The sequence below is a fragment of the Thalassotalea insulae genome (genome assembly GCF_030161395.1).
In the GTDB taxonomy this organism is placed as follows: domain Bacteria; phylum Pseudomonadota; class Gammaproteobacteria; order Enterobacterales; family Alteromonadaceae; genus Thalassotalea_E; species Thalassotalea_E insulae.
On sequence record NZ_BSST01000001.1, the window covers coordinates 4,265,134 to 4,279,894 of the forward strand.

The 14,761-nt window shown below is 42.1% G+C and carries 11 protein-coding genes; 7 read left to right on the plus strand and 4 right to left on the minus strand.

Going from position 1 to position 14,761, the window contains the following annotated elements:
• Positions 1-91: 91 nt before the first annotated feature.
• Complete coding sequence (locus QQK06_RS19110; RefSeq protein WP_284246426.1) at positions 92-2,797, minus strand: TonB-dependent receptor; 2,706 nt, start codon at positions 2,795-2,797, stop codon at positions 92-94.
• Positions 2,798-3,038: 241 nt separating this feature from the next.
• Here QQK06_RS19110 and ygjK point away from each other — a divergent pair, with 241 nt between their 5' ends.
• The 5 genes from ygjK (at position 3,039) to QQK06_RS19135 (ending at position 11,371) form a co-directional block, all read left to right on the plus strand.
• Positions 3,039-5,558, plus strand: coding sequence for an alpha-glucosidase (gene ygjK, locus QQK06_RS19115; protein ID WP_284246427.1), 2,520 nt, complete (start codon positions 3,039-3,041; stop codon positions 5,556-5,558).
• A 163-nt stretch (positions 5,559-5,721) separates the two neighbouring features.
• A complete protein-coding gene (fdhD, locus tag QQK06_RS19120; protein WP_284246428.1) occupies positions 5,722-6,627 on the plus strand; it encodes a formate dehydrogenase accessory sulfurtransferase FdhD in 906 nt (301 codons plus the stop codon).
• Between the two features lie 2 nt (positions 6,628-6,629).
• Positions 6,630-8,297 (plus strand): NADH-ubiquinone oxidoreductase-F iron-sulfur binding region domain-containing protein, encoded by a 1,668-nt coding sequence (locus QQK06_RS19125; protein ID WP_284246429.1) that lies wholly within the window; start codon positions 6,630-6,632, stop codon positions 8,295-8,297.
• Entirely contained in the window at positions 8,290-10,998 is a 2,709-nt protein-coding gene (gene fdhF / locus QQK06_RS19130; protein WP_284246430.1) for a formate dehydrogenase subunit alpha, read from the plus strand. The genes QQK06_RS19125 and fdhF overlap by 8 nt, the downstream gene beginning before the upstream one ends.
• 160 nt (positions 10,999-11,158) lie before the next feature.
• Positions 11,159-11,371 (plus strand): DUF1653 domain-containing protein, encoded by a 213-nt coding sequence (locus QQK06_RS19135; protein ID WP_284246431.1) that lies wholly within the window; start codon positions 11,159-11,161, stop codon positions 11,369-11,371.
• 3 nt (positions 11,372-11,374) lie between these two features.
• Here the strand turns inward: QQK06_RS19135 and QQK06_RS19140 are convergent, their stop codons facing one another.
• Positions 11,375-11,581 carry a helix-turn-helix domain-containing protein gene (locus tag QQK06_RS19140; protein WP_284246432.1) on the minus strand — a complete coding sequence of 69 codons (207 nt, stop codon included), beginning with the start codon at positions 11,579-11,581 and terminating at the stop codon, positions 11,375-11,377.
• Between the two features lie 140 nt (positions 11,582-11,721).
• Between QQK06_RS19140 and QQK06_RS19145 the strand changes: the two genes are divergently transcribed.
• On the plus strand, positions 11,722-11,919 hold the full coding sequence (locus QQK06_RS19145) for a hypothetical protein (RefSeq protein ID WP_284246434.1): 198 nt from the start codon (positions 11,722-11,724) through the stop codon (positions 11,917-11,919).
• Positions 11,920-11,943: 24 nt separating this feature from the next.
• On the opposite strand, the gene QQK06_RS19150 is transcribed toward QQK06_RS19145, so the two are convergent.
• Positions 11,944-12,912 (minus strand): NAD(P)H-quinone oxidoreductase, encoded by a 969-nt coding sequence (locus QQK06_RS19150; RefSeq protein WP_284246436.1) that lies wholly within the window; start codon positions 12,910-12,912, stop codon positions 11,944-11,946.
• 18 nt (positions 12,913-12,930) lie between these two features.
• Positions 12,931-13,200, minus strand: coding sequence for an acylphosphatase (locus QQK06_RS19155; protein ID WP_284246437.1), 270 nt, complete (start codon positions 13,198-13,200; stop codon positions 12,931-12,933).
• Positions 13,201-13,303: 103 nt separating this feature from the next.
• On the opposite strand from QQK06_RS19155, the gene QQK06_RS19160 reads away from it, so the two are divergent.
• Positions 13,304-14,494, plus strand: a complete 1,191-nt coding sequence (locus QQK06_RS19160) for a class I SAM-dependent methyltransferase (protein WP_284246439.1) — start codon at positions 13,304-13,306, stop codon at positions 14,492-14,494.
• Positions 14,495-14,761: the final 267 nt, after the last annotated feature.

A 14,761-nucleotide genomic window follows, 5' to 3' on the forward strand; every position in this document is an offset into this window, starting at 1 on the left:
TCGACTCCTTAAAAAGAAAGCTTTTACCTCAGCTTAAAGACAAAAATGCCAGAAAATTTTGTTTTCTGGCATTTGATAAAACGATAATGAACTAGAATTTACCTCGAATACCCAGCGAGTATCTTGGTCCTGTTTCTGTCACCGTTAACGTTTGATTCGCATACTCTGCATTTTTAATATAAAGCTCATTAGTGACGTTAATTCCTTCAAAGAACACAGTAAAATGCTCATTAATGTCATAACTACCGCTGATATCCACTTGCTTATAATCATCTACGTAATGACCGTCACGCCATGATCTGGGTTTAGACTGCATAAAACGATCACGATTGTTATAGGCAACCCTGAACTGAAACGCATCTTTTTCATAAAACAAAATAAGGTTTTGTGAATCACTCAAACCAATTAATGGTAACTTTTCACCCCCTTCATCGGCACTCGATTCACTGTCAACAAAGGTCATGTTGGCAATTACCCCTAAGCCATCGAATGGTGCCGGCAAGCTACTAAACATATGTTGTACCGCAAGTTCGAAACCTTCAATTTTAGTGCTATCTTCGTTGATTGGACGTGACATCTTATAGTTAAAAGTACCACCAGGAACCGTAACGGTTTCATCGGTTTCGCCCGAACCTAAATAGCCTTCAACATCTTTAGTAAACCCAGCAATAGCTGCATAACTACCTTCTTGATAATACCACTCAAGTGAAAAATCAAAATTAGTTGATTCAAAAGGATTTAGTTTTGGATTACTACCAGAACCAAAAAGCTGGTCTGTCGGTCCATCACCATAGCTAGAAAGCGGAGACATTTCACTAAGCTCAGGACGAGTTAAACTTTTTGACCAGGCCAAACGAGCAACCAAATCTTCTGTGATCTCAAGCCTACCATTTAAACTCGGCAATAAATCACTGTAACTATGGTTAACAGAAACCGCTACATAATCATCAGAAGTGATCGCGCGCACTTCACCTGGTTTTTCGTTTGACGGGATCAAATCAAGCAAGGCAACCTGATTGCCCTTGGAAGTACTGTCAGTTTTGACATAACGGACACCGGCAACCAGTGACCAAGGCATCTGATTCACCTCACCTTCAAAATAAAAATCGGTATAAAGCGAGATTAATTCTTCGTTGACTTCATACGCGGTAGGATCATCAACCACGCCGAAACCGGCACGGCTGAAAATATCGCGCACCAGATCAGGGTCATCTAACTGCGAAATCGCTTCTTCGGTGGATAAAAACGCAAATAAATCATCGGAATTTAACGTTGGCCAAAATTCGGTCGGATTACCTGAACCACCAGAAAGGAAACCATCCGCATCATAGGTCCATAACATATCTGATGGTAACGGAATACGTGTGCTGTTATCTGCATAAATCCATGGTAACGGATTCTCAGTTTCACCATAGGTTGAGCCTAAAGTGCGATCAGAGTAATGAACACCAAATCCGATGTCGACTAGCGCGCCAAAATCAACAACATAGTTATTATCTAATTTAGCTTCTAATACTTCATCTTCAACACGAGTGCCTTGTAAAGACGCCCATCCGGCAGTTAGCACATCACCTTCTTTAAAATTCTCAAAGGTCATGGTTGGTACTAGATCGCCAGAAGTACGATCATAGGTAAACTCACCTGGACGACCAGCGACAACATCAGACCATCCCTTACCTGGGTCATGTTCTGCTTTTGAAGTGTTTAAATCTGCAGACATGTTCCAGTTATCATTGATTTGCCAGTCAAAATTCAAACCGAATGCTTTTAGGGTGTTATCTGCATCAGACTGACGCACTAAGGTTTCAATAAAGCTATTAACAAAATGCCCTTTGACTAAGGTATTGCTTTCATCCAATACCGGATTTCTCACTTTGCCGGTTTCAAACCACATCGGGAAAACATCCTGACGATACTGAACGTTATAATCAGAATATAAAGCATCGGCAGTTATAGTAACGTCTTTATTAGGTTTAAATTGTAAGACTAAAGTGCCACTGTTACGTTCGCGGGTTTCAGTTTGTGCGATTTGATCATAATTTTGCGGAAAATAAACTTCACCGTAGTTTTGGCCATCTAAATCTGCTTCTGTTTTGTAGTAATAAGCAGTATTTGCCTGATCATAACGACTTTCGCGCTTGTAATGAGAAAATGACGCTAACACACCGAAACTATCATCATTAAAGGTGTTACTGATAAGCCCGGAAAACTGCGGGCTTAATTTACTGGTCATATCATCGTACAGCCCTTTAACACTACCAACTGCTTTAAAGCCAGAAAAATCAAGCGGTTTCACCGTGCTAATATCAACTGTGGCACCGATAGCACCTTCCTGTAGTGCTGCAGATTGCGTTTTATGAACATCTGCGCCATTGATCAGTTCAGAAGCTAAAATATCAAAACTAAATGCACGGCCCCCACTAGTTGTTGCTAGCGTACGACCATTTAGCAGTACTGAGTTAAACTCAGGCCCCATACCACGAACGGTAATTAGCTGACCTTCACCGCCGCTGCGATCGATTGATACCCCGGTAATACGTTGTAACGACTCTGCAACATTTTGATCGGGAAACTTACCGATATCTTCTGCGGCAATAGCGTCAACTACACCATCAGAAGATCGTTTTATATCCATTGATTTAACTAAACTTGCCTGAATACCAGTGACGGTAATAGTTTCGATTTCTTCCTGTTCATCCTTGGGTGTTTCATTGGCATTCACTGCACCGATAACACCTAAATTAAACATTACCAGCATAGAAAGATAATTGAGTTTCATGTTGTTATTTTTGGCCATTGGCTCTTCTCCCGCATTATATCCTGCTGATACAACGCTTTATTTTTCTGTTTATCGTTATTTTTAATTGTCGAACTTTTCACCGTTCGATTAAATACTATGATCATAAAAATCATATTGCAATATTTATAGTACAAATAATACTTAAGGTAAATATAATTTATATGGTATATTGTTTTAAGGAGTCGAAACGGAGCCCATTGCTATATTCACAACGGGATTTCAAAAGGTAGAAATAAAAATGCCAAGCGCTAGAAAAATAAACGTTATCATTAAAAATAAACAAATAATTGCTCAAATTTTGTTAATAATCACCAAACTGATGCTGCCAGTCACTTTAATAACCGCTTCATCGGTATCAATAGCTAACAGCATCAAAGAAACAACTGACTTCCATAATTTGATTAACCGTTTTGGTGCACCTCACCGCTTTAGAATGTTTGATAAATACGGTAATCAGCAGTTTAATCCAGTATTTGATCTCGGCGCCTGGCATGGCTTTTTATTACCGGATAATGATAAAAACCTTGGTAGTTTTACCGGTCCAATGCTGATCGCTCAGGAATACAGCTTATTTTTTGCCGAAAAACTGGAACAACTTGCTATTTATGATGAGCGCGGTGATAAAGCTTTTAACTTCGCTGACGCAAAAAGAAGCCTGTACTCATTTCCCGGCGGACTAGTACAGCAATATCAGTTCCCTGAACTCTCAGTCAGTTTAACGCTAGAATTTGCCAGCAACCGCACGGCATTTATCACCACTGAACTTACCAGTCATGCCACGCAACCTTTAGACCTTAGACTTAACTTTTCCGGCAGTCTTATTCAGCAGTGGGATCAACAACATAAAATCACAGATGTCGTACCAGGTTGGTCGCCAAAACTTACTGCCTCACTAAATGGGATCAGTGTTCAGTTTCCTAAGGTAAGCGCAACATGGGATATATTGCTATCACCACAAGCCAGTTATCAAATTCAGCGTTCAATTCCCACTGATACTATAATAAATCCTGAGCAGCAAAGTTATCACAGTACCGCGAAAGTTAAGCTGGCAGCACAACAAACAACTCGCATAACTTCAACGCAAAGTTATTTTCATTCCGCGCAAGAGAAAACAAAAGAGCAGGCATTTATCGCGAAAGTGTTAACTTCACCTGAGCACTATCAAAACGCCAATCACCAGCGCTGGTCAGGCTATCTGGCCTCTATTTCAGACAATAACAAAGCAACCAGCAGTAAAGTAAGCAATGAACAACAAAAACTGGCGATAAAATCACTGGAAACCTTAATCGCTAACTGGCGCAGTCCGGCAGGTAGTATTTTACATAGCGGTATCACGCCTTCGGTTACTGCCCGTTGGTTTAACGGTTTTTGGGCCTGGGATAGCTGGAAGCATGCCAGCGCACTTGCCGATATTGCCCCTGAACTTGCCAAAGAAAATATTTTGGCAATGTTTGATTACCAGATCGGCGCACAGGACAAAATCAGACCGCAAGATAGCGGTATGGTGATTGACGCAATTTTTTATAACAAAGATCAAGCACGCGGCGGTATTGGCGGTAACTGGAATGAAAGAAACACTAAACCGCCATTGGCAAGCTGGGCAGTGTGGCAAGTGTACCAGGCAACAAAAGATAAAGACTTTTTAGCTCAATTGTTTCCTAAACTTGTAAGTTATCACCAATGGTGGTACCGCAATCGAGATCACAATCAAAATGGTTTGGTTGAATACGGCGCCACCACCCACAGATTTCATAACAATACCAGTGGCGAACTCACCTTTAAAGTAAGCTACGGCAGCAAGAATGCTATAGATAATAAAACACTTGATTTTTCAGCCTGCCAGCAGTCTGAGCGCTTAACCTACTTATGCCATAGTGATCAGTTATATCAACAGGTGCTGGCAACAGGCCAATACACTGAGTTAGATATTGGCGCTCAGCATGGCGCTGCCTGGGAGTCAGGTATGGATAACGCCGCTCGCTTTGGCTTTATCTCCCCTATACAGCTCGCACAATACGCCAATAGTCATTATCAAGGAGATATTCAACGCGCGCAGCAAGACTGGCAAGTGAAATTTTTTGCCAATCACAACCAACAAGGCAAATTAGTCGGTTATTCCATTAATCAGGAATCGGTTGAGTTAAACACTTATCTGGCCCAGGAAAAACACTTGCTGGCAAAAATGGCCAATATCCTTAATCAACCTGGTGTTGCCAGCCAATACCAACAGCAGGCAGATAAGTTGAGCCAACGAATTAACCAGTGCTTTTATGATGCTAACACTCACTTTTATTACGACAGAAAAATAACGGATAAAACAACTGACAGCTGTCAGGGCGAATTACTCAGCTATCGCGGTAAAGGCCCGGAGGGTTGGAGCCCGCTATGGGCCAATATTGCTGATAACGATAAAGCAAAGCGCGTCATAGATACTATGCTCAACCAAAAAGAATTTAACAGCCATATTCCATTTGGCACTGCCGCCCTGACAAACCCGGCTTATGATGCCAATATATACTGGCGTGGTCGGGTGTGGCTCGATCAGTTCTATTTTGCCATCCATGCATTAAACAACTATGGCTATCACACTCAGGCTCAGCAAGTACTGGATAAATTTTATCGCAATGCTCAAGGGCTAACCGCCGATCAACCAATTCGGGAAAACTACAATCCTGAAACCGGTGAAATGCAAGGCGCTACTAATTTTAGCTGGAGTGCAGCACATCTGTTAATGTTGTATCAAGAGTTTCAGCAATAGGGCTTTGTTATTATGTAGGCTAAATCCTTGAGGTTTTAGCCTTTATCACTTGGATATAATCTTGTACATTTTATTAAAAATCACTAATTGACTGAACAAGTTGACGCTTTTCAGTAAACGATGAACGGAGTAAGATAGGCGCAGTATTAATAAAATATAAGTTATGACAATTATCGCTAAGCCAGACAGTTCCGATTCCGTAGACAAAGCTAAAGACGAACAACAACCGATAAAAATCGTCAGCAAGTATGTTTATCAAGGTAACGACAAACAGCTGATCCAAGATCAAGTAATTACTGAACTACCATTACAGATACGTCTTATTTGGCAAGAACAGCAGCAAACTAAGCAGCAAATAAATAGTAAAATTTTCTCCATCACTATGCGCACTCCCGGGCAAGATCAAGCGCTGATCTTGGGCTTGCTTTACTGTGAGGGGATCATTAAGACCTTTAATGATGTAATAAAAATATCTGCGGAGTCTGAATCCACTAACCAGTGGGAAGTCAAACTTGCAACGCATTGCCAGCCCGACCTTACCGGATTAGAACGCTATCAGCTAAGCTACAGCAGCTGTGGTATATGTGGCACCACCTCATTAAAATCATTAGAGCTGAAAAATCCGCCGACCTTGTCTGATAACCGTCATTGGCTTAATGCATCTGCTATTTATAACTTGCCAAAAATGATGATTCAGCATCAAAGACTATTTCAACAAACCGGCGGCGTTCACGCAGCAGCGTTGTTTGATGAAAATAGCCAGATTATTCAAGTAAATGAAGATATCGGCCGTCACAACGCCATTGATAAACTGGTCGGTTCATTGATTGATGGCCAGACAAAAGTGCCAAAAAATTCTACACTGGTGGTAAGTAGCAGAGTCAGTTTTGAAATAGTGCAAAAAGCGGTAATGTTGGGAGTACCAGTATTAATTGCCGTTGGGGCGCCAACCGATTTGGCGATCACTGCAGCACAACGCTTTAATTTAACCTTAATTGGCTTTGCTGGCAGCCAATCCTTTAATTTATATCACGGTCATTGGCGGCTCAAAGCCTTACCTAAGGAATAACCATGTCAAAAAATTTATCTCAGTTGGCACGTAGAAAAGGTATTGATCATACCCTGTTCCAACAACTTGTTATCGGCGAAGATAGTCGCTCCAAAGATGAGCGTAGGCAATTAGCAAAAGAATTTTTGATCGGTGAAGCGATAGTCCACGGCACCGCCAGCTTTTACGATTTTATCGACGGCGATAACGCCAATAAAAAAGCCTATGTCTGCAATGGTTCTTCCTGTTTATGTGCCGGTAGCCAAGATCAGGTAAAAGAACAGCTGTTAACAGAATTTTCCAGTGATGAAATTGGCCATGTCACATGCCTTGGTCGTTGCAGTGAAAACAGCGCATTTCAAATTAATGGTAATAATTTTTCTGGCGACGACATCAATAATTTAGCGCAAATAGTGCATCAAAATCTTACTGATTCTCAGGAAAATTATCATGTCAACTGTCTAATAGATAAACCGATCCTTACCGCTGAAATTAACGATGTCGCTCAGTATTACCAGTTATTTACTGAATTACAGCAACAGGACAGTCAAGCAGTACTAGATAAAGTATCGCAATCCGGATTGCGTGGCCGTGGCGGTGCAGGTTTCCCGACCGGCTTTAAATGGCAATCGTGCCGCGATATCAAAAACGATGAAAAATATATCGTCTGTAATGCCGATGAAGGTGATGCTGGTGCCTTTAGTGATCGCTATTTACTGGAACAGCGCCCACATGCGGTAATGTTCGGCATGTTAATGGCAGGTTTTTTAGTCGGTGCAAAAACCGGTGTTTTATATATTCGTGACGAATACCCGGCGGCGATTACCGCTACCGAACAGGCAATTAATGAATTTAGTCAACTGGCATTAGCTATCGACTTTTCGTTTAAGATTATTCGCGGAGCTGGTGCCTATATCTGCGGTGAAGAAACGGCGCTTTTGCGTTCTATCGAAGGTCAGCGACCTTTGGTTTCCGTAAGACCACCATTTCCGACCCAAAGTGGCTTGTTTGGCTGTCCAACGGTACTCAATAACGTTGAAACTTTCGCTTCCATTCACTGGATTTTATCTGGTAATGACCAGGCTTATCAGACACTAGGCAATGGTAAGTCTACCGGTAGTAAGTTGATCTCTTTAGATGGCAGTTTTAACAAGCCCGGGATATACGAAGTAGCAATGGGTACACCATTAACGGAAGTCATTGAAAGTGCAGGAGGTTTTGCCAAAGACCTAAAAGCCCTGCACATTGGCGGCCCATTAGGTGGCGTAGTACCAATAACCAAAATAAATGAATTAACGGTAGATTTTGAGTCCTTTGCCGAACATGGCTTTTTGTTAGGTCATGCCAGTATTATTGGTATTCCTGAGTCCATTTCTATGGTGGATTATATCGCGCATCTATTTGAATTTACTGCGGCTGAATCCTGCGGTAAATGCTATCCCTGTAAACTGGGGTCGGTTCGCGGCCATGAGATGTTCCAGCAGGCGATCAATGATGAAACAAAAATAGACAATGAATTATTAGCCGATTTACTGGAAACCATGGAGCTGGGCTCCCTGTGCGCCTTAGGAGGCGGAGTGCCGCTGCCGATAAAAAATATCCTGCAATATTTTGCTGATGAGATCAGTCCCTATTTACAAGCTGCTCAAGCAAGCCAACAAACTTTGATAGGAGCAAATGCCAATGACTAAGCCAAGTGCATTTTTAAACGGTGTTGCCCACCCTATTGAATCCGGCGAATCGATACTAAGCTTTGCCCGTCGTCTGCAACAGGAAATTCCTACGCTATGCGATGACAATCGACTGGATGCCTATGGCAGCTGTCGTGTTTGCTCTGTTGATGTTGCGTTAACGGCTGACGGGCCAAGAAAAGTCATGGCATCCTGCCATACACCAATCAGTGAAGGCATGCATATTTTTACCAACTCTGATCGGATAGAAAAATTAAGAAAAAATATTGTTGAACTGGTGCTGAGCGATCACCCGGCAAGCTGTGATGACTGTGAATCGAACCTCAACTGTGAACTTCAGGATGTAGCAGTTGCCACCGGGGTCAGAGAAATACGCTTTGTTAACGCAGCGAAAAGCGCCGATGCTTTACCTGACGTCAGCTTTGACAGCTCTCATCCCTACATGCGTATGGATCTAACCAAGTGTATTGACTGTAATCGCTGTATTCGCGCCTGTGATGAAATTCAGGGTGAACAGGTGCTAAGTGCGGCTGGTCGCGGCTTTAACAGCCGGATTATCAAAGGGCAAGACGTAACCTTTGCTGAATCTGATTGTGTCTCTTGTGGCGCCTGTGCCCAAACTTGCCCAACCGGGGCTATTTCCGATGTCTTTCGCGCTAACCTGACGGCTGATGCGGAAAAAATTCGCACCGTTTGTTCCTACTGCGGCGTTGGCTGTAATCTGGAAGTTTCAGTCAAAAATAACAAGATACAATCAATTGAAGCACCGGAAGATGCCGCCGTAAATGCCGGCCATACCTGTTTAAAAGGCCGTTACGCTTGGCGTTTTTACGATCATCCTGACAGGTTAACCACACCTTTAATTCGCAAAGATGGTGAATTACAACCAGCCAGCTGGCAGGAAACCTATCAATATTTAGCGGATAGATTACAGGCCATTAAAACAACCCACGGTAGTGACGCGATTGCTGGTATTTCTTCGGCGCGTTGTACCAACGAAGAAAACTACTTATTACAGAAAATGATCCGGGTGATCATAGGTACCAACAATATTGATTGCTGTGCCCGGGTTTGTCATTCCCCTACCGCTTACGGTATGCAGCACAGTTTTGGTACCGGTGCTGCCACTAACTCCATTGAAGATTTAAAACACACTAACTTTATCATGTTAATTGGTGCAAACCCGACCGCAGCCCATCCGGTTACCGGCGCCAAGATCAAGCAAAAAGTGATGAAAGGCACGCCGTTAATCGTCATTGATCCGGTAAAAACTGAACTAGCCCGTTACGCCAACTGGCATATTCAGTTAAGACCAGGCACTAATGTTGCGGTACTTAACATGATGGCGTATTTCATCATTGAAGCAGGATTAGTTGAACAGGCGTTTATTGATAACCGAACCGAGGCCTATCAAGAATATAAACAGGCAATTATGGCACTGGATATCAATGAATTGGCCAATATTGCTGGCGTTGATGCCCAGGTGGTTAAAGCTGCAGCGCTAGCCTATGCCAAAGCTGATAATGCCATGAGCTTTCACGGCCTAGGTGTTACCGAACACAGCCAAGGCAGCCGGGCAATTATGTCGATTGCCGATTTAGTAATGCTCACCGGTAATATCGGTCGCCCGGGTGTGGGGATGAACCCACTGCGCGGACAAAATAACGTTCAGGGCGCTGCCGATATGGGCTGTCAGCCACATCAAGGAGCGGGATATTTTCCGGTCAATATTGAGGAAAATCATCAATATTACCAGGAACATTACCAAAGCGAGCTCCCGAAAGAAATCGGCTATAAAATTCCGGAAATGTTTAATGCCGCCATCGCAGGTGACTTAAAGGCGTTATGGATTTTAGGTGAAGACGTTGTCCAAACCGATCCGAACCAGAATCATGTCATTAAAGCGCTGTCTAATCTGGAACTGCTAGTGGTACAAGAAATTTTCCTGTCAGAAACCGCGAAAATGGCTGATGTGGTACTACCTGGCAGTAGCTTTTTAGAAAAAAGCGGTACCTTTACTAATGGTGAACGCCGGATACAAAAAGTCAATGCTGTGGTCACGCCAAAAGACGGCTGTAAAACCGATGGCCAGATCATCGTTGAAATGATGAACGCCCTGGGTTATCCGCAAGCCGAGTATCATCCGAAGACCATGCTTGAAGAAATCTCACAGGTGGTGCCGTTTTTTGCCGGTGTCACCTGGGATAACTTAGGCGAAGATGGCCTGCAATGGCCGGTTAATGCTAATGGTATCGATACCAAAATACTGCACACTGAAAACTTTAAACGCGGCTTAGGTAAATTCCATTTCTACCCGTTTGAAGAAAGTGTAGAGGTGACTCAAAATGGCGAGCAGTTTCCGTTTATTCTCACCACCAGCCGTAATTTAGAGCATTACAATGCCGGCACTATGACCCGCAGAACCGGTAATGAAGAAATTGTCAGCGAAGATATTTTACTGATTAACCCAAATGATGCCAAAGCGAAGAAAATTAGTGACCAGCAGTCGGTACGTCTGTTTTCAGCGCGTGGAGAGATCACGCTTAAAGCCCAGCTGAGCGATAAAGTCAATAAAGGGATTTTATTCACTACGTTCCATTTTCCGGAATTGATGATCAATCGGGTGACCGGCGATGTCACTGATGCGGAAACTAAGTGCCCGGAATATAAAGTCGTTTCTGTTGATATTGAGGCTGCTTAGTTCCGTAAATATCTTTAAAACAAGAATACATTGTTGCTTGGATAATAAGAGCAAGCATCACCAGCATGGATGCTGGTGATGAGTTTCCATGGAAGGATTTACAGCGTCTTGCTCGTTTATCTGGCAACAAGTATTAGAACCCAACATTTAAGGAAAACTAATGTTAAAAACCGGTCGTTATCAGCACTTTAAAGGTAATTATTACCAAGTACTGTATGTCGCTAAACACAGTGAAACCGAAGAACTCCATGTGGTTTATCAACCGGAATACGGTGAACGTGAAATCTGGATCCGTCCGTTAGCCATGTTTGATGAAACCATAGAGCGAGACGGCAAGCAAATAAAACGCTTTTGCTATGTTGGTGGGGAGTAAATACTATTCAAGCTCTAATAGCTCACCTGGCTGGCAATCTAATGCTTCACAAATAGCGATTAACGTTGAAAAACGCAGCGCTTTTGCTTTACCACATTTTAATTTAGACAAATTGGCGATAGTGATATCAACGGTTTGCGATAACTCTGTCAGCGACATTTTATTTTTCGCTAGTAAGGCATCTAAATTAATTCGTACCTGTTTTGCCATCGGCGGTTCTTTGCTTATCAGTTGTATTAGTAGCTTAAATGTTTTTATCGAAAAACGATAAAATTTTATTGATTAACGATAAATTTGATTCTATATTGGAGCTTAGTTAATTAAAAGTCAACCACAAAGGGAAATGAGTCATGTATGTGATCTTTATGCCAATCGTTGCAATATTGTATCTGATAACTGTTACTGTACTCAGTTATCGCTTAGGGAAAACAAAAACCGAAAATCCAAAAATGGCGGCTATTATCGGCTTTGTTCTCGCATTTTTACCGCCATTAGCGCTCATTTATCTGGCGGTATTACTCTTTAAAGAAGAAGTGTCGATTGTTTAACCACCAAACACGGCTCATTAACAGCTAATCCAGAGTTAACACCACTTTACCGATATTTTGATTGGTCATTAATATCTGATGCGCCTGCTCTGCCTGTTGCCAAGGCAGAGTTCTATCAATCACCGGCGTAATCGTATCGTCGCTTAGTAACGCACTAAATTGCTGCAAAAATTCACCTACCAATTGAGATTTATAATCATCACTACGATTGCGCAATGTTGTTGCGGTAATAGTGAGGCGTTTCATTAATAACTTTGCCACATCGAGTTGTTTACTAAAATGACCACCGAGCATGGAAAGAATGACAATTCGGCCATCAAGCGCTGCAATATTGACATTTTTATTGAGGTAATCCCCCGCAACCACATCGATTATCACATTAAAACTTAGCGCTTTATCCTTACAATAAGCGGCAAAATCTGTGTCTTTATAGTTGATCACTTCATCTGCCCCTAAATCTAAACAAGCCTGAGCTTTTTGTTGGTTACTGGTAGTAACCACCACATAAGCCTGTTTGGCTTTTGCCAGTTGAATAGCCGCAGTGCCAACACCGCTGGCTCCGGCATGAATTAATACATTTTCATTAGGTTGTAATGAGGCAATTATAAATAAACATTGATAGGCAGTTAGAAAGGTTTCTGCCAGCGCCGCACCCTGCACATATTCATAGTGCGGCGGTAAATCGATTAGATGATCCGCGTTAACTCTGACATATTCTGCATAACCACCGCCAGGCACCAAACCACACACTTTATCACCAACGGCTTTATTAGTGACCTGATCGCCACAGGCAACGATTTCGCCGCTCACCTCAATCCCTAAAATTAGCGATTCACCTTTAGGGGGCGGATATTTACCCGCTCTTTGAAGAATATCTGCGCGATTAACGCCAATGGCTTTTACTTTAACTAAACATTCGTCTGCTGCTATATCGGGCATAGTTGTTTCAGCAAACACTAACGCCTGAGCATCATCTACATTAATAAACTTCAAAAAACTAACCCTGTTATATTAGCCGATAGAAAAATGATTGTGATCCTGCCAGGGAACTTCTTTCGCATCAACCTTTTCAACTTCTGCCGTATCAGGACCATGGTTAAGCCACTGGATCATTCTTTCGACATTTTGCTGCTCACCGCACATTAACACTTCTACATCACCATCAGCTAAATTACGCGCGTAGCCACTAAGACCATATTCGATCGCCATTTGTTGACTCGATGCACGAAAATAGACACCTTGCACTTTTCCGTGAACATGCGCTAAATAACTTACATTCATTATCTCATCTCTCTTATTAATTATTTTCAACAGATGATTGCACCTTAAGCCAGCTTTGACTAAACTCGGCGCAATTTACTAATGCACCCTTAAGTATAGGCAAATGTCAGCAATAATTTATTTAAAAGTCAGTCGCGAGAAATCTTTATTACGTAAACATCCTTGGGTGTTCTCCAAAGCGATCAATAAAATCAAAGGCAAGCCTATGCTGGGTGATACTGTTGATATCTGCGATAGCAAGGGAAACTGGCTTGCGCGCGGTGCCTACTCGCCAGAATCGCAAATTACCATTCGCGTTTGGACCTTTGATCAAAATCAGCAAATCGATAGGGACTTTTTTCGTAATAAATTGTTAAATGCTCAAGCCAGACGCGATTGGTTTATCGAGCAAGGTGGTTTAACTGGCTATCGGTTAATTGCCGGCGAGTCTGATGGTTTGCCAGGTGTCACTATCGATAAATATGATAATTTTCTGGTATGTCAGCTATTAAGTGCTGGTGCCGACTTTCATCGTTATACCATTGTCGAATGTTTAAAAGAGCTTTATCCGGGTTGTCATATTTATGAGCGTTCTGACGTTGATGTGCGTAAAAAAGAGGGTTTAGAGCCTATTACCGGCTGGTTAACCGAACCACAAGAGAGCACTAAAACTATCATTCGCGAACACGGTATTAATATTCACGTTGATGTTGCTAACGGCCATAAAACCGGCTTTTATCTTGATCAAAGAGAGTCACGCGTAACCGCTGGACGTTATGCCAAAGGTAAAACTGTACTGAACTGTTTCTCCTATACCGGTACATTTTCACTGCATTGCGCCGCTAATGACGCCAAAGAAGTAATTAATGTCGATGTTTCAGAACAAGCGTTGGATATCGCCAAAGAAAATATTGAATTAAATAATTTACAGAACAAAAATGTCTCTTTTATCAAAGAAGATGTCTTTAAATTATTGCGCCGCTTCCGCGCGGAAAAGCGCACCTTTGACATGATCATTCTTGACCCACCAAAATTTGTTGAGTCAAAAGCGCAATTAACCGGTGCCTGTCGCGGCTATAAAGATATCAATATGCTGGCAATGCAATTATTAAAACCACAAGGTACCTTGTTGACGTTTTCCTGTTCAGGGTTAATGGATGCCGGATTGTTCCAAAAAGTCGTCGCTGATGCCGCGCTGGATGCAAAACGAAATGCTTATTTTGTTGAACGTTTGCATCAGGCGCCGGATCATCCGGTTTCGTCCAACTACCCTGAAGGATATTATTTGAAAGGACTAGTCTGCCAGGTAGATTAATGCGACTTGACTGTTAACTTATTCATGGCTAACAGGCTCGCTGTTAGTCCTATAAATTCATTTCAATATACTACTTCCATAGTCAGTACATTCTGTAATTTCCATATGCTTGATTTCTTATTAAGCAAATAACTTTATAACCACCTTTTGAAGTATGACTAATTTTTATTAGTGTATGATTTACAAATTATTTTATCAGTGTGTTGAAATATAAAGTTTCATTACGAGGTCTCACTAATTCAGTTGTTAAGTGCCAAACGACACATT

Excerpts from the sequence above, each read along its gene's own strand:
- QQK06_RS19145 (WP_284246434.1), top strand. The coding sequence starts at position 11,722 with ATGTATGTGATCTTTATGCCAATCGTTGCAATATTGTATCTGATAACT.
- QQK06_RS19155 (WP_284246437.1), bottom strand. The coding sequence starts at position 13,200 with ATGAATGTAAGTTATTTAGCGCATGTTCACGGAAAAGTGCAAGGTGTC.
- QQK06_RS19140 (WP_284246432.1), bottom strand. The coding sequence starts at position 11,581 with ATGGCAAAACAGGTACGAATTAATTTAGATGCCTTACTAGCGAAAAAT.
- QQK06_RS19135 (WP_284246431.1), top strand. The coding sequence starts at position 11,159 with ATGTTAAAAACCGGTCGTTATCAGCACTTTAAAGGTAATTATTACCAA.
- fdhD (WP_284246428.1), top strand. The coding sequence starts at position 5,722 with ATGACAATTATCGCTAAGCCAGACAGTTCCGATTCCGTAGACAAAGCT.
- fdhF (WP_284246430.1), top strand. The coding sequence starts at position 8,290 with ATGACTAAGCCAAGTGCATTTTTAAACGGTGTTGCCCACCCTATTGAA.
- QQK06_RS19160 (WP_284246439.1), top strand. The coding sequence starts at position 13,304 with ATGTCAGCAATAATTTATTTAAAAGTCAGTCGCGAGAAATCTTTATTA.
- QQK06_RS19125 (WP_284246429.1), top strand. The coding sequence starts at position 6,630 with ATGTCAAAAAATTTATCTCAGTTGGCACGTAGAAAAGGTATTGATCAT.
- QQK06_RS19110 (WP_284246426.1), bottom strand. The coding sequence starts at position 2,797 with ATGGCCAAAAATAACAACATGAAACTCAATTATCTTTCTATGCTGGTA.
- ygjK (WP_284246427.1), top strand. The coding sequence starts at position 3,039 with ATGCCAAGCGCTAGAAAAATAAACGTTATCATTAAAAATAAACAAATA.